This window comes from Allomuricauda sp. d1 (genome assembly GCF_039592695.1).
Lineage (GTDB): Bacteria > Bacteroidota > Bacteroidia > Flavobacteriales > Flavobacteriaceae > Flagellimonas_A.
In genome coordinates this window covers 420,905-441,467 of record NZ_JBBUTK010000001.1, presented here as the reverse complement: position 1 = coordinate 441,467, position 20,563 = coordinate 420,905, and the positions used below count along the sequence as shown (strand labels likewise).

General features: G+C 43.0%; 22 protein-coding genes. 12 read left to right on the top strand and 10 right to left on the bottom strand.

Features of this window, described 5'->3' with window-relative positions:
- Positions 1-92: 92 nt before the first annotated feature.
- Positions 93-725: a WbqC family protein gene (locus AAAH86_RS02130; protein ID WP_343485848.1), complete on the top strand. Its 633-nt coding sequence runs from the start codon at positions 93-95 to the stop codon at positions 723-725.
- Positions 718-1,038 carry a DUF6122 family protein gene (locus AAAH86_RS02125; RefSeq protein ID WP_343485847.1) on the top strand — a complete coding sequence of 107 codons (321 nt, stop codon included), beginning with the start codon at positions 718-720 and terminating at the stop codon, positions 1,036-1,038. The genes AAAH86_RS02130 and AAAH86_RS02125 overlap by 8 nt, the downstream gene beginning before the upstream one ends.
- On the opposite strand, the gene AAAH86_RS02120 is transcribed toward AAAH86_RS02125, so the two are convergent.
- From AAAH86_RS02120 to AAAH86_RS02090, 7 genes are all read right to left on the bottom strand, one after another.
- The gene (locus tag AAAH86_RS02120; RefSeq protein ID WP_343485846.1) at positions 1,015-1,881 is read right to left on the bottom strand and encodes an endonuclease/exonuclease/phosphatase family protein; all 867 of its coding nucleotides are present in this window, start codon (positions 1,879-1,881) and stop codon (positions 1,015-1,017) included. The genes AAAH86_RS02125 and AAAH86_RS02120 overlap by 24 nt on opposite strands.
- Before the next feature lie 183 nt (positions 1,882-2,064).
- Positions 2,065-2,934 (bottom strand): rhomboid family intramembrane serine protease, encoded by an 870-nt coding sequence (locus AAAH86_RS02115; RefSeq protein ID WP_343485845.1) that lies wholly within the window; start codon positions 2,932-2,934, stop codon positions 2,065-2,067.
- Positions 2,934-3,671: a rhomboid family intramembrane serine protease gene (locus tag AAAH86_RS02110; RefSeq protein ID WP_343485844.1), complete on the bottom strand. Its 738-nt coding sequence runs from the start codon at positions 3,669-3,671 to the stop codon at positions 2,934-2,936. Before AAAH86_RS02110 ends, AAAH86_RS02115 begins: the two co-directional genes overlap by 1 nt.
- Complete coding sequence (gene mutL / locus AAAH86_RS02105) at positions 3,672-5,504, bottom strand: DNA mismatch repair endonuclease MutL (protein WP_343485843.1); 1,833 nt, start codon at positions 5,502-5,504, stop codon at positions 3,672-3,674.
- Positions 5,497-5,799: a hypothetical protein gene (locus AAAH86_RS02100; protein ID WP_343485842.1), complete on the bottom strand. Its 303-nt coding sequence runs from the start codon at positions 5,797-5,799 to the stop codon at positions 5,497-5,499. The genes mutL and AAAH86_RS02100 overlap by 8 nt, the downstream gene beginning before the upstream one ends.
- Positions 5,800-6,077: 278 nt before the next feature.
- Positions 6,078-6,560 carry a 6,7-dimethyl-8-ribityllumazine synthase gene (gene ribH, locus AAAH86_RS02095; RefSeq protein ID WP_343485841.1) on the bottom strand — a complete coding sequence of 161 codons (483 nt, stop codon included), beginning with the start codon at positions 6,558-6,560 and terminating at the stop codon, positions 6,078-6,080.
- Between the two features lie 6 nt (positions 6,561-6,566).
- Complete coding sequence (locus AAAH86_RS02090; RefSeq protein ID WP_343485840.1) at positions 6,567-7,328, bottom strand: tetratricopeptide repeat protein; 762 nt, start codon at positions 7,326-7,328, stop codon at positions 6,567-6,569.
- A 127-nt stretch (positions 7,329-7,455) separates the two neighbouring features.
- Between AAAH86_RS02090 and AAAH86_RS02085 the strand changes: the two genes are divergently transcribed.
- From AAAH86_RS02085 to AAAH86_RS02075, 3 genes are read left to right on the top strand one after another with little or no spacing between them, the layout of a single operon-like run.
- The gene (locus tag AAAH86_RS02085) at positions 7,456-8,535 is read left to right on the top strand and encodes a DNA replication/repair protein RecF (RefSeq protein WP_343485839.1); all 1,080 of its coding nucleotides are present in this window, start codon (positions 7,456-7,458) and stop codon (positions 8,533-8,535) included.
- Between the two features lies 1 nt (position 8,536).
- Positions 8,537-8,959, top strand: coding sequence for a hypothetical protein (locus AAAH86_RS02080; protein ID WP_343485838.1), 423 nt, complete (start codon positions 8,537-8,539; stop codon positions 8,957-8,959).
- Positions 8,959-9,255, top strand: coding sequence for a DUF721 domain-containing protein (locus tag AAAH86_RS02075; RefSeq protein ID WP_343485837.1), 297 nt, complete (start codon positions 8,959-8,961; stop codon positions 9,253-9,255). Before AAAH86_RS02080 ends, AAAH86_RS02075 begins: the two co-directional genes overlap by 1 nt.
- A 56-nt stretch (positions 9,256-9,311) precedes the next feature.
- Here the strand turns inward: AAAH86_RS02075 and AAAH86_RS02070 are convergent, their stop codons facing one another.
- Positions 9,312-9,731: a nucleoside-diphosphate kinase gene (locus tag AAAH86_RS02070; protein ID WP_343485836.1), complete on the bottom strand. Its 420-nt coding sequence runs from the start codon at positions 9,729-9,731 to the stop codon at positions 9,312-9,314.
- Positions 9,732-9,779: 48 nt separating this feature from the next.
- Positions 9,780-10,829, bottom strand: a complete 1,050-nt coding sequence (locus AAAH86_RS02065; protein ID WP_343485835.1) for an alkaline phosphatase D family protein — start codon at positions 10,827-10,829, stop codon at positions 9,780-9,782.
- Positions 10,830-10,904: 75 nt separating this feature from the next.
- Between AAAH86_RS02065 and AAAH86_RS02060 the strand changes: the two genes are divergently transcribed.
- The 7 genes from AAAH86_RS02060 to AAAH86_RS02030 all read left to right on the top strand — a co-directional run bounded on the left by AAAH86_RS02060 (position 10,905) and on the right by AAAH86_RS02030 (position 19,717).
- On the top strand, positions 10,905-11,921 hold the full coding sequence (locus tag AAAH86_RS02060; RefSeq protein ID WP_343485834.1) for a bifunctional oligoribonuclease/PAP phosphatase NrnA: 1,017 nt from the start codon (positions 10,905-10,907) through the stop codon (positions 11,919-11,921).
- A complete protein-coding gene (gene gldI, locus AAAH86_RS02055) occupies positions 11,918-12,466 on the top strand; it encodes a gliding motility-associated peptidyl-prolyl isomerase GldI (protein ID WP_343485833.1) in 549 nt (182 codons plus the stop codon). Before AAAH86_RS02060 ends, gldI begins: the two co-directional genes overlap by 4 nt.
- 11 nt (positions 12,467-12,477) lie before the next feature.
- Positions 12,478-13,587, top strand: coding sequence for a peptidylprolyl isomerase (locus AAAH86_RS02050; protein ID WP_343485832.1), 1,110 nt, complete (start codon positions 12,478-12,480; stop codon positions 13,585-13,587).
- 2 nt (positions 13,588-13,589) lie between these two features.
- A complete protein-coding gene (locus AAAH86_RS02045) occupies positions 13,590-14,657 on the top strand; it encodes a DUF3810 domain-containing protein (RefSeq protein ID WP_343485831.1) in 1,068 nt (355 codons plus the stop codon).
- Positions 14,658-14,738: 81 nt separating this feature from the next.
- Positions 14,739-17,672 carry an amidohydrolase family protein gene (locus AAAH86_RS02040; RefSeq protein ID WP_343485830.1) on the top strand — a complete coding sequence of 978 codons (2,934 nt, stop codon included), beginning with the start codon at positions 14,739-14,741 and terminating at the stop codon, positions 17,670-17,672.
- Positions 17,673-17,699: 27 nt separating this feature from the next.
- A complete protein-coding gene (locus AAAH86_RS02035; RefSeq protein WP_343485829.1) occupies positions 17,700-19,055 on the top strand; it encodes an amidohydrolase family protein in 1,356 nt (451 codons plus the stop codon).
- Between the two features lie 104 nt (positions 19,056-19,159).
- Positions 19,160-19,717 (top strand): GNAT family N-acetyltransferase, encoded by a 558-nt coding sequence (locus AAAH86_RS02030; protein WP_343485828.1) that lies wholly within the window; start codon positions 19,160-19,162, stop codon positions 19,715-19,717.
- 37 nt (positions 19,718-19,754) lie between these two features.
- Here AAAH86_RS02030 and AAAH86_RS02025 read toward each other — a convergent pair whose 3' ends face one another.
- A complete protein-coding gene (locus AAAH86_RS02025) occupies positions 19,755-20,561 on the bottom strand; it encodes a DUF6503 family protein (protein ID WP_343485827.1) in 807 nt (268 codons plus the stop codon).
- Between the last annotated feature and the right edge of the window lie 2 nt (positions 20,562-20,563).

Sequence of the window (20,563 nt, the reverse complement as noted above, 5' to 3'; positions counted from 1 at the left end):
TTGAAGATTTGTAAATGGCTTACTGTAAGATGGGTATTCATACCAAAGAATCTTCAAATTTTCAAATCAGCACATCTTCAAATTGACCTCAGATGAAAACCCTGCTCCATCCCACATATTTTCCTGATATAGTCGCATTTTCAGTGTTGGCCCAAAACGAAATTATGTGGGAGCGGCACGATAATTACCAAAAGCAGACCTACCGCAACCGTTGTTACGTATGCACCGACCAAGGTAGGCACATGCTGAACATCCCCATAAAACACGTTGGTGGCGAACAGGGCCGACAAAAATATAACGAGGTCAAGATTGACAACAGCTATCCTTGGCAGGTGCAACATCTGAAAACATTGCAGACAGCCTATCGTTCCTCTCCCTTTTTTGAATTTTATGAGGATGATATCATGCCCTTGTTCAAAAAAAAGTTTGATTTTCTGTTGGATGCAAATCTAGAAATCACAAAAGTGCTCTGTGAATTATTGGGGGTGGATTTCCCGAAAGAAAAAACCGACCATTATAGCAAAGAGCATCCTGACTTGGTGGATGCCCGGTTTTTGGTCAATGCCAAAAAAGACATTTATTTTGACCAGCAATCCTATACACAGGTCTTTCAAGACCGACATGGTTTTCTCAAAAACGTCAGTGTGCTCGACCTTCTGTTCAATGAAGGAACCAATGCCCTTTCGTATCTCAAAAATCAAAGTTTAACCTTTTTGAATGCTTAGGTTTTTACTGCATTACGGGATTCATTTTTTGGTGCCACCACTTGTTGCATTTCTGTTTTTCAGACCAAAATGGTTCAAAATTACCTTAATACTATGGGCTGGAATCTTGATTGACCTTGACCATCTCTTGGCCAATCCGATATTTGACCCTGACCGCTGCAGCATTGGTTTTCATCCACTACATAGTTACGTTATGGTTGCTGTTTATTTGATATTGCTGGGATTCAGAAAAACCAGGATTTTCGGATTGGCTCTGCTCATACACATTCTTGCCGATGCCTGTGATTGTTTATTCCTCAGATTTCAGCTGTAGCGTGGCCATTACAGGATAATGGTCAGAAAGCACCACATCATAATTTTTATGCGAAACGACTTCAAATGTTTCATCGGCCAAAATGTAATCAATGCGCATTGGTAAACCAAAGAGACTATAGGTCTTGCCGAATCCAGACCCCTTTTCAAGAAAAGTGTCTGCCATATCACCCTTTACGGTCTGATAGCTGTTTGAGAATTGGGTATTGTTAAAATCGCCAACAACAATTTTAGGTGACTTTGTCGAATCTAGATATTTCGCTATTAATTCAGTCTGTTGCTGCTGTTTTTTGAATGCGGTCTGTAACCGGCCAAACAATTTCTTTGAGTCCTCTTTTTGAAGGGTACGCATTTCAGGAATAATATTGAACGATTGCAAATGCAGATTGAACAAACGAATTGTATCTACACCCATAAGAATATCTGCATACATGGCCGTGTTATGGCTTTTGCGAAAATCAATGGTATGGATCTTTAAAATGGGGTATTTGGAGTAAATTGCCTGAATGACGTTGCCGGTCGGTTCTCCATAGACAAAATCCACATACTTGTATTCATAACCTCTCGGCACATTGCTACGTTTTAGTGCATAGTTTGCTTCTTGTATACAAATGATATCTGGATTTTCACGCTCTAAGAATTTCATGATCAGGCTATCGACATCAGGTTTATCAATCTGTCTCATATTATTGAAATTGCGAACGTTGAAAGTCATCACCTTCAAAACATCGTCAGCAGTAGTACCGGCTGTGGCTGTGCCAAATCGATAAAATGAACCAAAAAAGATAAAACCCAAAAAAAGCGCCAATCCAGAAACCAGTGCTTTTCTTTTTTTCTTCAACATCCAGAAAATCAGGAAGATGATATTTACCAGAATAAGTAGAGGCACGGTAAGACTCAGTACCGAAAGAAAAGAGAAAATGGTTACTGAAATATATTTTGCCACTATTGACAGCAACAACAGGGCGGCAAAAAACAAATTAATCCAATATATAAGCCTGTGGAACAGTGATTTCTTTTTCAATAGTCAATTTTCTTTTCCGGCCTTGAACAAAAAGTCTTTCTCAGCTTTTGTTAAGCTCTCATAGCCCGATTGACTTATTTTATCCAAAATCGCGTCTATCTTTTTTTGCCGGGCCATTTTATCGTAATCTTTATCGCGGCGAGTACTTCTATCGGCGCTTTTCTTGTACACTGTTTTGAGGGGAGGTTTTTTCTCCCTTGGCTTGAACCATTCACCCATTGAGCTGAAAAAATTGGAAAATCCTTCCCCGATATCAAGCCCATTCAATAGCTGTCTAGCATAAAAATAGCCCAGGAAAGCTCCGCCCAGATGGGCCAATCTCCCCCCGATATTGCTCCCGGAGGCAATCTGCACCAAATCGACCAACACAAAGAAAAGTCCAATATGCCATAATTTGACATTGAAAAAAATGATGCGCACTTCTTGGTTGGGTATATAGGTACAGATGAAAATCAGCACGGCAGTAACGCCCGCAGAGGCACCGATCAAAGCCGTATTTTGGTTGATCAAGGTTGGAAAGACATTGTAACTGAGCAAAAATACCAGTCCGCCCACCAAAACCCCCATAAAATAGACGGTCAAAAAACGTTTGGAATCGAATAGATTCAGAAATATTCTTCCTGTAAAATAGAGCATCAGCACATTCCAAAAAATATGGCCCAGCCCTGCATGAAAGAACGAGTAGGTGAACAGTGACCATGGTTGGACCAAAAAATCAAAGAAATCCTTGGGCAGTTGAAACCATCTTGATATGGAAACATCAAAAAGGGCAAGCAGAAGCCCTTCTAAAATAAATACCAGAACATTGGCGACAATCAGTTTTTCCGATATGCCCAAGCGCTTGAACTGGTATTGTAGGTTGCCCTGTGCCATTACTTATCCCACCGATTTTTATCAAACTGATTTTTTTTCCAGTACCACATCATGATAAAGCCTATCAAGGCCCCACCGATATGGGCAAAATGCGCAATGCCTGTATTGACCCTTGTAAAACCAAAAATAAGGTCGCCCAGAATAATCAAGGGCACAAAATATTTCGCCTTGATGGGGATGGGCAAAAATATAAGCATCAATTCAGCCTGTGGATACATGAAGGCAAAAGCCACCAGAACTCCGTATACAGCACCTGATGCCCCGACTGCGGGACTATTGTAGGCGCTCAAAAAAGAATCTATGGTGCTTTGAGAGGCTACTTTGTACCATTCGGGACTGTACTGCCCCCCTGATATGATTTCCAAAACCTGTTCCTTTGAAATGCCGGTGCCCAGAATTGCTTCCAGCCCTTGCTCAAAGAAGAAATAATTGGCTCCTGTGTGAATCAGTGCGGCGCCTAATCCAGCCGAAAAGTAAAAGAACAGAAACTTGTTTCTGCCCCAGATACGCTCCAAAGGCGAGCCAAATGCCCACAATGCATACATATTGAACAGAATGTGCATGAAATTGCCATGCATGAACATGTGCGTACCCACCTGCCACCAACGAAAATTTTCATTTTCGGGAAACCACAATGAAAACCATTGGTACATTTGGTCACCATACAGAAGTGTGGCGATAAAAAAAAGCACATTGATGATCAACAAGTGCTTGATGGCATCTGTCAGTCTACCCATTTATAAAAATCTTTTTTCAATATCATTTACAAGCAAAGTAATATAGGTCTTTTTTTTAGAGGGACTCAACATGGGCTCCTTACAACTGAACAAATCATTGACCAAGGCCTCCTGTGATTCTTGTTCCAATGGTTCACCGTTTCGTATGGCCAGATTCTTACTCAACAAATGCGCTAAAAGCTCAGCTTGTGATGTACCGCCATGAGACCTGCCTTCTTGATACTCTGAAATCAAACCGTCAAGAAAAGACGCAATCTGATGCTCTGCCATAATCGAAGGCACGCCAGAAAGTTTTACCCTATTGTCTTTCTTTACGTCCTCAAAAATGAAACCAATGTTTGCCAAACTATCTTTGATTTCATTCAAAACAGTCAATTCCTTTTTTGAAAACTTCACTTCAATAGGAAAGAGCAATTGTTGGCTCACCCCTTCTTGAACCGTAATTTCCTTTAAAAACTTTTCATACAAGATTCTTTGGTGCGCCCTATGCTGGTCAATGACCAACATACCTGATTTTATGGTCGTTACAATATACTTTCGATGTAACTGAAATGTTGGGGTTTGTCTGGCATGTTCTAAATAATCACCCTCAAAGGTTTTCTGCTCAGATTCTGATTCAAATTCCAAGGAACTAAAGGATTGCCTATCATCAGTACTCAGCCCTGCATACAAATTTTCCCAGCCTTTTACACTTGGTCGTGCGGGCATGGGCTGCGTTGACTTTTGCTCAAAAGGATTAAAGCCCCTATCCACGGTAACCCTGGGAAGAACAGCTTCCTTTTGTACATAATCGTAAGGAGTGTCAAGATTGGGATCGTGCTCAAAATCAAGTACAGGTGCCACATTAAACTGCCCCAGTGCATGCTTAACCGTTGAACGGAGCATGGCATACAGTGCATGCTCATTTTCAAACTTGACCTCGGTCTTTGTGGGATGTATGTTGATGTCAACGGTAGAAGGGTCTACATTCAGGTATAAAAAATAACCCGGATATGTATCGGGCTTGATGAGACCTTCAAATGCCGAAACCACGGCATGGTGCAAATATGGACTTTTAATAAACCGCCCGTTGGCAAAAAAGAACTGCTCGCCCCTACTCTTCTTGGCAAACTCTGGCTTACAGATAAAGCCCGAGATGTTGACGACATCGGTTTCTTCATGAACAGGCACCAATCGTTCTACCATTTTACTGCCAATGACATTTGAAATACGCTTTCGATAGGTGGTTTCTGAAAGGTTGAAAAGCTCAGCCCCGTTGTTGTAAAAATGGAATTCAATATCAGGATGCACCAATGCTACACGATGAAACTCATCGGTTATGTGACGTAATTCCACTTGATTCGATTTCAAGAAGTTGCGCCGAGCTGGAATATTGTAGAATAAGTTCTTCACCAAGATTGAAGTTCCCTTCTGGGTAGTTATGGGTTCTTGTGAAACCATTTTGCTTCCTTCAATCTTCAGACGTGTACCGAGTTCATCTGTTTCGGTTTTGGTTTGCATCTCAACATGTGAAATCGCCGCTATTGAGGCCAAGGCCTCACCACGAAATCCTTTGGTCTGAAGGTTGAACAGGTCGTCAGCAGATTTGATTTTTGAGGTGGCATGCCGTTCGAAAGAGAGCCGGGCATCGGTAGTGCTCATGCCGACCCCATTGTCAACAACTTGAATGAGGGATTTCCCCCCATCCTTAACAATCAACTTGACTTGTGTCGCCCCGGCATCAATGGCATTCTCAAGCAGTTCTTTCACCACAGAAGCGGGGCGTTGCACCACCTCACCCGCTGCGATTTGATTGGCAACATGGTCTGGTAAGAGTTTTATGATATCAGCCATTGAAAAAGAGAAATTCCAGCCCAAAATACTTGATGGCCAGATATGCTATCAGACATAGAATGGCCAGAATCACAAAGAAACGCCCTGCATTGTTGCCCGCTGGCTTAAAAGCTTTTCTGTGATTCCATTCTTCACGGAAATTGATGCGTTGTCGCCGTTCCGCAAAAGAAGTGTTATCGGGTAAATTCTGGTATTTTTTGCGCAGGTTTTCCAAACGCTCTTTACGTTCATCGTAATAACGGGGGGTGTAGTTGAACGTATTGTTTTTTATCTGTTTGAAAACACTGAACCGCATACATCAAAAGTACTCAAAATCACCATGGATTTTCAACCAAACATGCCAAAAATTGTTAACAGCGGAAAAGGGTCGGTGGGGCGGTTATTGAGTTTGAGCTTGACTTTTGAACTTTAAAAATTATTGAACAGAGTCTTTTTCAACGAGTGCCATTGGAATTTGGTGCTTGGAGTTTGGAATTTTTTGTCTGACACGAATTCCACTAATTATTACGGATTGTGTTTGAGTTTGAGTTTGTGTTCGATTTTGAGCTTGAGCTTAATTTAGCACACTTTCGCTCAGTCTCCCAAGGCAGCCATCCTGATAGCAGCTATCGCTGCCTCGACGCCTTTGTTGCCATGCTTGCCACCGCTACGATCTACGGCCTGTTGCAAGCTGTCATCGGTGAGTACACAGAATATGGTGGGCACGTCAAATTGCACGTTCAAATCTTTGATGCCTTGGGCTACGGCCCCGCAAACGTAATCAAAATGACTGGTTTCGCCCCGTATCACGCTACCAATGGCGATGACGGCATCCACATTTTGGGTGGACAACATTTTTTTACATCCGAAAGTGAGTTCAAAGCTTCCGGGCACATTCCAGCGGATAATATTTTCTTCGAGTGCCCCACAATCGATCAATGCGGCATAGGCACCCTTGTAGAGTTGTTCGGTGATGCTTTCATTCCACTCGGAGACCACGATTCCGAAGCGAAAAGATTTTGCACCGGGAATCTCGTTCTTATCATAAACCGACAGGTTCTTGGTATCCGTGGCCATAAAAAATCAGCTTTTGGCCTGGCCTATGAGCACTTCAATATTGTTGGACTCCTTTGCATCGGGAAACTCTTCTTTCAATCGCTCAAAATAGCCCAAAGCGGTTTCCTTTTGGTCAAGGCTCAATGCCACTACCCCGGCTTTATAAAGATATTTTGGGGTGGTGTAGTCGTTCGTATTGTGCGCAATTGCCTTTTGGTAGTAATCAAGAGCATCCTCAGGTTGGTTTAGCTGTGAAAAGGCATCGCCAATACCCCCTTTTGCCAATGCGCCCAAAACGGCATCCTCAGAAGAAAATTTTTCAAGATAGGAGATGGCCTCTTCATAGTTTTGCATATTCAGATAAGCCATGCCCGCGGAGTAATTTGCCAGGTTTGCCGCTTTGGTCCCCCTATATTCCTCGATAATATCCAAAAAACCATATTTGCCTTCGGCACCATTCAATGCCAAGGTCATCAATGAGTCCTTACTTTCATCATTGGTAAGAGCCTGGTCGAAATATTGCTGCGGATAGTACAGTTCGTTGGCCGCACTTGCTTCTTTTGGTTCCTGTACAAATCGGGCATAAGCCAAATAACCTAGAACGCCAAGTGCAATGACACCAATGACCCCCAAAATGTAATTTTGGTTTTTCGACACCCACGCCTCGGTCTTTGACGCACCTTCATCCAAACTGCTGAACACTTCAGCAGTGGTACTGTTCTGTTCATCAAGTTCTACCCGTTCTTCCTTATTTTTTGGCTTGTAGCCCCGCTTCTTATATGTCGCCATCCTACTCTAATTTGGTCGCGCAAAAATAACGTATTTCTCCAAAACCGAAAGGCAAAATATTCGTTATTTTTGGTGGCTTTTCGCAACAAGAAAATATCCATTGACCGCTCTGAACCACGGTTGCATTATGCTTTTAAAATCTTTATCCTTAGTTAATTACAAAAGTTTTGAATCTATAAAACTGGATTTTGACCCTGTTATCAACTGTCTAGTAGGGCAAAACGGGGTAGGCAAAACCAACATTTTGGACGCTATTTACCACTTATCGTTTGGCAAAAGTTATTTCAATCCCGTTGCGACCCAAAACATCAAGCACGGCAACGATTTTTTTGTCATCGAGGGGGAGTTTGAAAAAGAGGGCCGCTCTGAAAAAATCAGCTGTAGCTTCAAACGGGGCATGAAGAAACTCATCAAACGAAACGGCAAGGCGTACGAAAAATTTTCAGACCACATCGGCTTTCTGCCCTTGGTCATCATCTCGCCCGCAGACCGTGACCTTATCATCGAGGGCAGTGAAACCCGCAGAAAATTCATTGATGGAGTCATCTCACAATCAGACAAAGACTATTTGAGAACACTCATCAAATACAATAAAGTCCTCGCCCAACGCAATTCGCTGCTGAAATACTTTGCCGTCAACAACACTTTTGACAGCGATACCCTATCGGTCTACAATGAACAACTGCACGATTTGGGAACCCTTGTTCATGGCAAAAGACTGGATTTCATGCAGGCTTTTATTCCCATCTTCAAAGAACAGTACAAAAACATCGTCGGTAAAGAAGAGAAGATTTCGCTTCATTACAACAGCCAGCTTTTAGAGAGTGATTTGTTGCGCCTTTTGAACGCCGCCGTTGAGAAAGACCGAGCCTTGCAATATACTTCGGTGGGCATTCACAAAGATGACCTTGAGTTTCAGATAGATGGTCACCCGATGAAGAAATTTGGCAGTCAAGGGCAACAAAAATCATTTTTGATCGCCCTGAAACTGGCCCAGTTCCATTTTATCAAGGCCCAGGCAAAGACCACGCCCATTTTATTGCTTGACGATATTTTTGATAAATTGGATGAAAACCGTGTCTCTCAACTGGTCAAGCTGGTCGAAGATGATAATTTCGGACAGCTGTTTATCAGCGATACCCATGCCGAACGTACTGAAAAAGTGGTCAAGAGCATTCATCAGAGCTATAAAATCTTTACCTTGTAACATGCGGTTTGCTGTATTGATTTTGATGGTTGTGCTTGCTCTAGGATGTACAACATCCGTTTCAAAAGAAGATTTGAAACACCTCAATGGCTATTGGGAAATTGCTTCGGTAGAATTTCCCAACGGGCAAAAAAAAGAATATGGCAAGGTCAACCCGACCATTGATTATTTGGAGTGGGATGGCTCAAAAGGATTCAGAAAAAAAGTATATCCAAAGTTGGATGGCACCTTCGATACCTCAGACGATGCAGAGCCCTTTGAAATCATGGAAAGCGATGGTAGTTTTTCGATATGCTACAATAACCCGCTCAGTTCTTGGAACGAAACCTTGACACGACTGGATGCGAATCGTTTTTCAGTGGTCAATGAGGAAGGAATCACCTACAATTACCGCCGTCATGAACCTATTAATATTGAGCAGTAATGGCAAAACGGCAAAACGAACATTTGAATCTTGGGGATGCCCTAAAGGAATTCATCAAAGAAAACCGTTTGCAAAAGGGCATGGATAAAGTCGATGCCCGTGCGGCCTGGATTAAACTTATGGGTAATGGCGTGAACAATTACACTACCTCGGTCGAATTGAAAAACGACATCCTTTTTGTTTCGCTTTCGTCGTCTGTGCTGCGTCAAGAACTGAGCTTGGGCAAAAGCAAAATTATCACCATGCTGAACGAAGAACTGGGTAAGGATTTGATCAAAAAATTGGTGTTGAGATAAAAAAAGGCCGTCCGCCAATTGGCGGATGGCCTGAAATTCTAATTTTCTTTTCCTGTTTAGAAAACCTCGCGCCCCGAAAAGTGAAAGGCACCCTCAATAGTTGCATTTTCATCACTATCAGATCCGTGCACTGCATTTTCAGCAATATCGGTGGCAAATAATTTTCTAATGGTACCTTCAGCAGCTTCAGCAGGATTTGTTGCCCCGATCAATGCCCTAAAATCTTCAACGGCATTGTCTTTTTCTAGGATGGCGGCAACTATCGGGCCACGGGTCATGAAATCGACCAATTCACCATAGAAAGGTCGTTCTTTGTGAACGGCGTAAAACTCTCGGGCATCCCTTTTGCTCAACTGGGTATATTTCATCGCCACAATCTTAAATCCTGCAGCGGTTATTTTTTCAAGAATGGCCCCAATGTGTCCATTTTCTACAGCATCGGGTTTTATCATGGTGAACGTTCTGTTTCCGGTCATTTCAAAAATTTTGCGCAAAAGTACGCTTTTTGGCATAAGGGGCAAACGTCAATATGCCTGTTTTAATTCGTTGAGCAGTTCCCCTTCATCTCCCAACATTTTAAAAATGACCTCCCTTTTCAATAAATCCATTTCCAGATAACCAAAACTTGTAGTCGAAACGACTTCGCCCACTCGATAGGGGTTGGGTTCGCCCGAGTAATCGCTGTACGAATGCGTAAGGCCACTACTCGTAAAATCAACAATGGGATATGGAACCCCTTCAATTGTTGTTCGGGAAAATTCGGAAATATGTCGATCCCCCGATAAAAAAACAATCCCCTTGGCACCAGACTTCGCCAAAAGTACTTTCATGCGTTCAACCTCATGTGGAAAATTGGCCCATTTTTCAAAGCCATGCTCGTTTGAAAGAAACTGGATGCTGGTCACAATCAAATTGAAGTCTGCGCTTGATTGGCCCAACTCACGCTCTAGCCATTGCCATTGTTCATCGCCCAAGACAGTACTCTCCGGATTTGTGTTCAATTCGTACCGAACACCCTTTTTTTGGCTCTTCTCGAGTTGGCTTCGAAAATAGCGTGTATCCAACAAAATCAATTTTACGGCACCCTCGGGCTTTGAAATCAGGTGTGATGTGTATACGCCTTCTTGGGTTCGGCGAGGGCTGTCACTGGGTACATCCATAAAATCCAAAAAAACCTGCTGGCTTTCCTGTTTTACTTCAAATTCTTCACCACCGTCATTGAGTCCGTAGTCATGATCATCCCATGTGCCCGTGATGAAAGTAGCTTCCTTGAGCTGTGCGTAGCCATCAACTGCATTCTGTTCGGCATACATGGCACGCATTTTAGCCATATCATCAGTATCGGCATAGATGATATCACCTCCCCAAATGAACACATCAGGGTTTAGGTCACTGATATCATCCCAAAAAACATTTTTTTTGTCGTGCTTGTTGCACGAACCGAAAGTAACGACCACTTTAGAATCGGTTGCTTGATTGACCTGAACGGATTGACCACTGCTTGAACCAACCGGCTTAGGGCCACAACCCATGATCATTGATGCCAGTACTATTGATAAGAATATGTATCTCATGTCTACCCTTTTACAGCAGGTAAAAATAGTACTTACAAGATTATCTGAAGATTATATTATTGTATCTTTGCCCGCATGAATTCAACGGATGCCGCCGTAGTCAAAACACTTCTTGACAAGCCCCAAAACATTGTAATAATTCCGCATAAAAACCCAGACGGTGATGCCATGGGCTCGTGTCTGGGATTGCAACATTATCTGAAATTGCTTGGCCAAGAATCCACAATTGTGGCCCCGAATGATTATCCCAAGTTTTTAAAATGGTTGCCGGGCAGTGAGAGTGTCTTGAATTTTGAGCTCGACAATACTAAAGCAAAAAAAGCCCTTGAAAATGCTTCCTTGATTTTCACGTTGGATTTTAACGACCTTTCACGAACGGGACAGTTAGAAAGCAACCTTAAAGAATCAAATGCCGATTTCATCATGATCGACCATCACCAGCAGCCAAGTGACTATGCCAAGGTGACCTATTCAGATGTGGGTATGAGCTCTACCTGTGAAATGATCTATAAATTTATTGAAGCCTTGGGCAGAATTGGGATGATCGATGCCCAAATTGCGACCTGTCTGTATACCGGAATCATGACCGATACCGGCTCTTTCAAATTTGCCGCTACAACAAGCCAGACGCATAGGGTCGCTGCAGAACTGATGGAAAGAGGGGCCGACCATGTTGCGATACACCAAAAGGTTTTTGACACCAATTCGCCGTCACGATTGCAACTTTTGGGCGTGGCCCTCAAGAACATGGTCATCTTAGAGAATCATCATACGGCCTACATCACCCTGACACAAGAAGAATTGGATGCCAGTAATTTTAAAAAAGGGGATACCGAAGGTTTTGTGAATTATGGTTTGACCATAGAAAATATCATCTTTGCAGTCATTTTCATCGAAAACAAAGAAGAGGGTATCATAAAAATTTCATTCCGTTCCATAGGTGATTTTTCAGTGAACGAATTTGCACGGGCCCATTTTAATGGTGGCGGTCACACCAATGCTGCTGGGGGTCGCAGTGAATTGAGCATGGCAGCTACCATCAAAAAATTTGAGTCCCTTTTGAACGATTATAAAGCGCAATTGACTACATGAAGCAATTGATTTTCATCCTCATAGCATGTTTTGTGGTGAGCTGTGGCGGCCCTGAACCCCGAAAACCTGTAGAAGTGAAATCGGGCAGCTTTTTCAAGGAATCTGTTGAACGCAGCAAAAGATTGCTGACCAAAGAGCAAGCAGCCATTCAAAAAATCATTGAAAGAGATACCTTGCACGAATATTTGACAAGCGCAAATGGGTTTTCGTACTATTTTGATGCAAAAGAGGATTCACTGGCACCACTTCCAGAGACAGATGATAAGGTATTGCTGACGTATAATGTCACGACCTTTGGCAATGACACGCTGTACACATCTGATGAAATCGGTGTGTTTGAGATGCTGGTCGACAAGGAACAGCTTTTTCAAGGGCTTAGAAGTGCCATAAAACTAATGCGTGAAGGCGAGAAAGCCACTTTTTTGTTTCCTTCTTCATTGGCTTATGGGTATCTGGGGGATGGAAATAAAATTGCACCTGCGACCCCAATCAAATCAACGGTCACGCTTTTAAAAATTGAACAAAAACAAGACAGTATAAACTAAAAGAATATCGAATGAAAAATATATTTAAGATCGCCTTTTTGTCGCTCATGCTAGTAATAGTATCTTGTAAGTCAGGAAAATATGCTGATTTGGGCGATGGTATTTATGCCGACATTCAGACTTCAAGAGGTGATATCGTTGTTCAGTTATACCATGAGGCCACACCGGTCACCGTGGCCAATTTTGTATCATTGGCCGAAGGCACCAGCCCTTTTGTAACCGATAGTCTAAAAGACAAAAAATACTTTGACGGTCTGGTTTTTCACCGCGTCATCAAAGATTTTATGATCCAGGGAGGTGACCCGACGGGCACAGGCAGAGGCAATCCGGGCTACAAATTCAAAGATGAGTTTGTAGATACGTTGAAGCATATCAAAAAGGGGCTTCTTTCCATGGCCAATTCTGGGCCAAAAACCAACGGTAGCCAATTCTTCATCACCCATAAGCCCACCCCTTGGTTAGATGGCAAGCACACGGTATTTGGTGAGGTAGTACATGGCTTAGAAGTGGTCGACACCATTGCCAATGTCAAAACCGCAGTGCAAGACCGACCTGAGGTTGAGGTCAAGATGAACAAGGTCGAAATCATCAGAAAAGGCAAAACCGCCAAAAAGTTTGATGCCGTTCAAATCATGACCGATTATTTTAAGGAAGAGGAAGAGATTGAGGCTGCCTTCAATGCCATGAAAGCAGAAATGGCCACAGAATTCGAGTCCCAAATGGCAGAAGCAAAAGAAACCGATTCGGGCCTCAAAATTTACAGTATCAAAGAGGGTGAAGGTGAACAACCAAAAACTGGGCAACAAGTGTTGGTATACTATGCCGGTTATTTTATGGATGGGGGATTATTCGACAGTAATATTGAAGAAATCGCTGAAAAATACGGCCAATTAAACCCCGGAAGAAGAGACCAAGGTGGTTATCAGCCCGTGCCGATGCTGTACAGCCCAGAGGCCAGATTGGTGCCAGGATTTAAGGAAGCACTGCAGGCCATGACCGTTGGCGATAAGATTCGGGTATTCATACCACCACATTTGGGCTATGGCGACAATGATTACGGCCCGATTCCCGGGGGGTCAACCTTGGTATTTGATTTAGAGATCACCGGAATGGCCAACTAAATGTGAAGGCAAAGCTTAAAAACGGTATCGCCATTTCGCTTCTTCCCCAGATTATTCTGGTGAAGTGGTTGGCAGGCCATCCTGACTGGGTTGAAAAATACTATAGCGAAGGCATCTATCCACCCATAGCTAAGTCTTTAAGGCTTCTATTCGGATGGATTCCCTTTTCAGTCGGAGATTTGCTGTACTTGACATTGGGTATTCTTGCCACTCGTTATATCTACAAAAACTTTCAGTCCATCCGTAGAAAACCTCTTTTTTTACTTCGGGATGTGGTCATGGTATTTTCAATCATCTATTTTGTGTTTCATCTATTTTGGGGCATGAACTACCATCGTTTACCCTTGACCGATAAGCTCAAAATCAGCGCAGAATATGAGCAAGAAGAGCTAATCGCATTTACCGAACACTTGATTTCAGAAGCCAACCGATACCACATACAGATCACCCAAGACAGTCTTGCACCCGTAAATTTGACCCAATCAACACGAAAGATTTTTGATGGTAGCCGCAACGGTTATACGGCTTTGGAAGAAAAATACCCATTCTTCACCTACAAACGACCGAGCGTAAAAAAATCATTGTTCAGCCTGCCGTTGACCTATATGGGGTATGGTGGCTATCTGAACCCCTTTACCAATGAAGCTCAGGTAAACTCAAAAATTCCTTCGTTTCGGTTGATGACCATCAGTGCACATGAAATTGGGCATCAATTGGGGTATTCGGCTGAGGATGCCACCAACTTTATCGGATTTCTGGCCTCAAAATCCAATCCAGATATCAACTATCGGTATGGCTCCTGTCATCATGCCCTCGCCTACTGCCTGTCGGATGTATTTTCTAGGGATGAAGCTCAGTTTGAACGGCTGTATGAAAAACTAAATCCTGGCATTCAAGAAAATTACCAACAACTCCGGGATTTCTGGGCGAAGTATGAGAACCCTACGGAACCTGTTTTTAAATCAATTTTCAATACTTTTCTAAAAGCAAACAATCAACAGCAGGGCATTGAGAGCTACAACTATGTTGTCGGGCTGTTGATTGGCTATCACCAAAAATACGGGTTTTAAAATCGGTTTGTGCATTAGCCCGTCATCCGTTACCTTTAGTCAGACTAATTCAATGCTGATCAAATGACAAAATTGCGATTCATGGTACTCGCATTATTTTGCTGTACCACTGCGTTGTTCGCACAAGATTATTTTCCTGAAAATGACGGTGTAAAATCAAAGAACAACAACTACAGGGCATTCACGAATGCCAAAATCCATATCACTCCGACAGAAATTATTGACAATGGCACACTGCTCATCCAAAATGGAAAAGTAGTGCAAGTGGGGCGCTCAGTGACGATACCCGAGAACACTGTGATTGAAGATCTCAATGGAAAATCCATCTACCCTTCTTTTATCGATGTATTCTCAAAATTCGGTGTAGAACAACCCAAAAAAGCCCAAGGCCAAGGTCGTTCACCACAATACGAACCCACCCGAGAAGGTTTTTATTGGAATGACCATGTGATGCCCGAAAATCGTGCCGTAGAAAAGTTTAAATATGACAAAAAGAAGGCAGAAGAATTGTTGAAAGCAGGTTTTGGGGTAGTCAACAGCCACGTTCAAGACGGCATTGCAAGAGGAACCGGGATTTTGGTTGCCCTGAACAATGAAGGCACGGATGCCGACCGCATTTTAGAAGATGATTCGGGCCAATTTTTCTCATTTTCAAAAAGTGTTGCAAAACGACAATCGTACCCCACCTCGCTGATGGGAGCGACAGCACTGATGCGACAGGTCTATCACGATTTAGATTGGTACAGCAAGGGCAACGTACAAAGCAAAGACCGCTCTTTAGAAGCCTTAATGGGAAACAAAGGCTTACCACAGATTTTCGCCGCAGGCGATAACGGCAATGTCTTACGTGCAGATAGAATTGGCGACCAATTTGGTATTCAATACACGATTTTAGCAGGTGGTGATGAGTATGAGCGCATTGAAAACATCAAGGCGACCAATGCAAAGCTGATTGTGCCCATTGATTTTCCTGCGGCTTATGATGTCTCAGACCCCTATCAAGCGCAATATGTGACGTTGAAAGATATGCGGCATTGGAATTTGGCGCCTTCAAATCCGAAAGTATTGGCAGATAATGGAGTATCATTTTCACTGACAGTGCACAAGCTGAAATCTCCCAATGATTTTAGCAAAAAATTGAAGAAGGCCATAAAATACGGTCTTTCGCAAACCAAGGCCTTGGAAGCCCTGACAACTGTTCCTGCCCAGATTTTAGGAAAATCAGATAAAATCGGTTCATTGCAAGTTGGTCGGCAGGCCAACTTTTTGATCACTTCAGGAAACATTTTTGACAAATCGACCACGCTCTACGAAAACTGGGTGCAAGGGCAGCGCCATGTCATCAACGACAAAAATATGAAAGACGTTCGCGGTGAGTATGACCTATCTGCTAGCGGCGCCACCTATAAGATGTCGATTACAGGAGAAGTTGCCAAACCCAAGTTGGAAATCAAACAAGACACCAACAAACTCAAATCGAAAATCAGTTATTCAGACAACTGGCTGAATTTCTCCTTTTGGAAGGATGAAGGCGAAAAAGTGTATCGTGCCACGGCACAAATCAATCCAGATAGTGAAAGTTTAAAGGGAAAGTTGGTGCTTCCCAGCGGAAACGAATCTTCGTTCACGGCCAACAAAACTTCGGCCTTTGAAGACAAGGAAAAAGAAAGTAAAAAAGAAGCGTCCGACCCTGAATTGATGGCCATCACCCATCCCAATGTAGGTTATGGTTACCGGTCCATACCAAAACAAGAGAATATCATCTTTAAAAATGCCACGGTATGGACAGGCAACGAAATATTGGAAAATACCGATGTGCTGGTCAAAAACGGAACAATTGCCAAGATTGGAAAAGATGTAAGTGCAGGCGGTGCCAAAACCGTCGATGCCACCGGAAAACACTTGACCGCGGGTGTCATTGACGAACATTCGCATATCGCTGGGCTCTCTATCAACGAGGCAGGCCATAATTCATCTGCAGAGGTGAAAATGACCGATGTGGTCGACCCAGAAGATGTGGATATTTACCGCAACTTGGCGGGTGGGGTCACCACGATACAATTGTTGCACGGTTCGGCAAACCCCATTGGTGGGCGTTCGGCCATTTTGAAGTTGAAATGGGGCGAAGATGCTGAGGGATTGTTGTTTCCCAATATGCCCAAGTTCATCAAGTTTGCCTTGGGCGAAAACGTGAAACAATCGAACTGGCAGAGCTTTGAACGCTTTCCTCAGACGCGAATGGGTGTTGAACAGGTGTTTGTCAACTACTTTCAACGCGCCAAAGAATACGAGGCCAAAAAGAAAAGCGGCCAGCCCTATCGTGTAAATGAAGAAATGGAAACCTTGGTTGAAATCCTGAACGGTGAACGCTTCATCAGCTGCCATTCTTACGTGCAAAGTGAAATCAACATGTTGATGAAGGTAGCCGAGCACTTCGGCTTTCGAGTGAACACTTTCACCCATATTTTGGAAGGCTACAAAGTCGCAGACAAAATGGCCAAACATGGTGTCGGTGGCTCTACCTTCAGTGATTGGTGGGCATACAAATATGAGGTCAAGGATGCCATACCCTACAATGCTGCCATCATGGCAAAGCAAGGGGTGACCGTGGCCATCAACAGCGATGATGCCGAAATGTCTAGGCGGTTGAATCAAGAGGCGGCCAAGACGATTAAATATGGCGGACTTTCAGAAATCGAGGCATGGAAGACCGTTACCTTGAATCCCGCAAAACTAATGCATATCGATAATCGGGTTGGAAGCATTGAAGAAGGTAAGGATGCTGATTTGGTATTGTGGAGCAACCACCCGATGTCGGTCTACGCAAAAGCAGAAAAAACCTTGATTGAAGGGGCTGTTTATTTTGATTTGGAAAAAGACAAGGCCCAACGCGAGGCCATTAAAAAAGAAAGGGCAGAGCTCGTCTCAATGATGCTCAAGGAAAAAGAAAACGGCGGAAAGACCCAAACGCCCAAACAAAGTAAAAAACAACGCTTCGAATGTGAAACGCTATAGTTAGGTGTTAACGATAAGAATTAAAAAATGAAAAAAATAGGTTTTAACAAAACAAATTTTCTCCTTAAGGGAACTTCAGGAGTGTCCTTAAAACACACATCAGCTCTTCTTTTGCTATTCATATTCATTAATGTTGGTTTCGGACAACAAACTCCAGCCCCGGCCCAATCAGAACCCGTTGCCATTGAAGGTGCCACCGCCCATTTGGGTAATGGCGAAGTCATTGAAAATGCACTCCTGATGTTTTCTGAAGGAAAACTAACTTTTGTGGGCAGTGCCAATGCGAGAATTGCACGACCCGAAAAAGTCATCGATGTAAAGGGCAAACATGTCTATCCAGGATTTATTGCCCCCGGAAAGTCGTTGGGTTTGATTGAAATCAATGCGGTCAGAGCCACTAATGACCAAGATGAAATTGGGCAGATGATTCCACATGTGCGGAGTCTGATTGCGTACAACGCTGAATCACAGGTAGTGGAAAGTATGCGCCCCAATGGGGTACTTTTGGGGCAGATTACACCAAAGGGCGGACGTATTTCAGGGACATCATCCATCGTACAGTTTGATGCATGGAATTGGGAGGATGCCGCGGTAAACGTAGATGATGGCATTCATCTCAATTGGCCCACAACTTTTCGACGTGGCCGTTGGTGGCTGGGCGAACCCCGTGGTTACCAGCCCAACAAAGACTATCAAAAAGATGTTGATAAGGTCAAGGTCTTTATGGCCAATTCTGCAGCATACGGTATGGGAGATATCAAAGAAAAAAACCAAGCCTTTGCCGCCATGCAAGGGTTGTTTGACGGTTCGCAAAAACTCTACATCTATGCCCATGGCGAAAAAGAAATGATGGATGCTGTAACCACGGCCAAAGAAACTGGTGTACAACACTTGGTAATCATGGGGGGCTACCAAGCACATCAAATCACTGATTTTTTGAAAAAACACAATGTAGCCGTTTTTGTACGCCAGACCCATACCCTACCCTTTTTGGATGACGATGACTATGACCATCCCTATAAGTTGCCCAAACTGCTGGTGGATGCAGGGCTCCTGGTCGGACTACAAAATTCGACTGCCAGTAATTTTCAGACCCGAAACCTGCCTTTTTATGCAGGGCAGACCGTGGCACAGGGCTTGGGCAAAGAACAAGCGTTGCAACTGATCACGGGCAATACCGCCAAGATTTTGGGCATTGATGATAATTACGGTACACTTGAAGTGGGCAAAAGTGCCACCTTGTTTATCTCAGAAGGCGATGCACTCGATATGCGTGGCAACCAATTGACCCATGCCTTTATCGATGGTCGTAAGCTCTCATTGGAGACCCACCAGACCGAACTCTGGAAACGCTATTCTGAAAAGTTTGAGGGAGAAAAATAAGCGTTACAACCAATAAAAACCTGCTTATAGCCATCCTAAATCGATATATAAACGCAACAAATCTGCGTTTATAAACAAGTTGCATATAATGCGAGAAATTGCAAATGAAAATTAAGCTTGAAACTACCAGACTCATAATCAGTTCTATTTCTTTTGATGATTTAGAAAAAATTCACGAATTACACTCTTTACCTGAAACAGATGAATTCAATACTCTTGGAATTCCTAAAAATATTGATGAAACCAAATCGGTAATAGCTGAGTGGATTGAAAAAAGTTCGGAAAAAAATGAAAGTTTCACACTCAAAATAGAGCTGTCGAAAAGCAAACAATTTATAGGACTGATTTCGCTGAATCTTGGAAGCCCGAAATTTAGAATCGCAGAAGTATGGTATAAATTACACTCGGACTTTTGGAACCAAGGTTACGCCACAGAATCGCTAAAAAAGGTTTTGGAATTTGGATTTACCGAACTAAACCTGCACCGAATTGAGGCAGGATGCGCTGTAGAAAATATCGGCAGTATTAAAGTTTTAGAAAAAGTTGGAATGATAAGAGAAGGAAGGAAAAGAAAAGTACTTCCGCTCAAGAAAGGTTGGAGCGACAATTTTCACTACGCAATTCTATCAACGGATAAAAAAAGTACTACACACAAAAATTAACACATACTAACTCGTAACTGATGATTGTACGAGACTGTTACTTTTCCTGTGACTTTTTATAATACATCCCGGCTGTAGGCTTTTGATAAAACCCTTTAGGCTTGGCCTCCTCTGAAAGTGAAATGGCCTCAAAAGGTACCTTGTTGCGTAAATCTTTGATTTGTCGGCCTTCATAGTTGTACCATGAAATGCTTTGTGGCAAGACCAGACCATCTACGGCCATCCAATCATCATAGCGAATCCATTTGATGTTGTCAGAATCTTCACCCGTACGGTAGGTGACGGTATAGCCCAACCATGCCATTTGATGGGTTTCCGGGTCGAAATGAATATAGTATTCGTCTTTGGGTGAAGTACCTACGCTACTATCGTAGGTAATCTGTATTCCTGGGTAGCTTTTGCCCTCAAATTCCAACGGTTCGGTATCGCCATAATTAATGCCACCATCGGCCAAAACAAAGGGCATCGCATAGAAATAGAACATGAGATTGTGATAAAATTCCGGATTGCCCTCATAAGCTCCACCAGTGTCTAAAATCCAGACCTTGCCATCAAATCCCATGCTGTAGTTGGGCGTCTCGATTTTATCATGCCTTGTCCATAAATCGGTGGTGTGCGTCTCCGGGTTATCGGCTTTGGGCATGGTATACTGTAAGGTGCGCTGTTGTTTCCAAAGTTTGAGTCCGCCATGAGCCTCAAACACTTTTTTCAAGGCTTCAGGATAGTCTTTTTCGACCATCGTTGTTTCCTCTTTAATATCGTCTCGATTTTCAATGTTTTCTTTGGATATTTGCTTACAGCCCACAAAAAGCATAAGTGAAAGAACAAAAGGTATTATTTTCATGG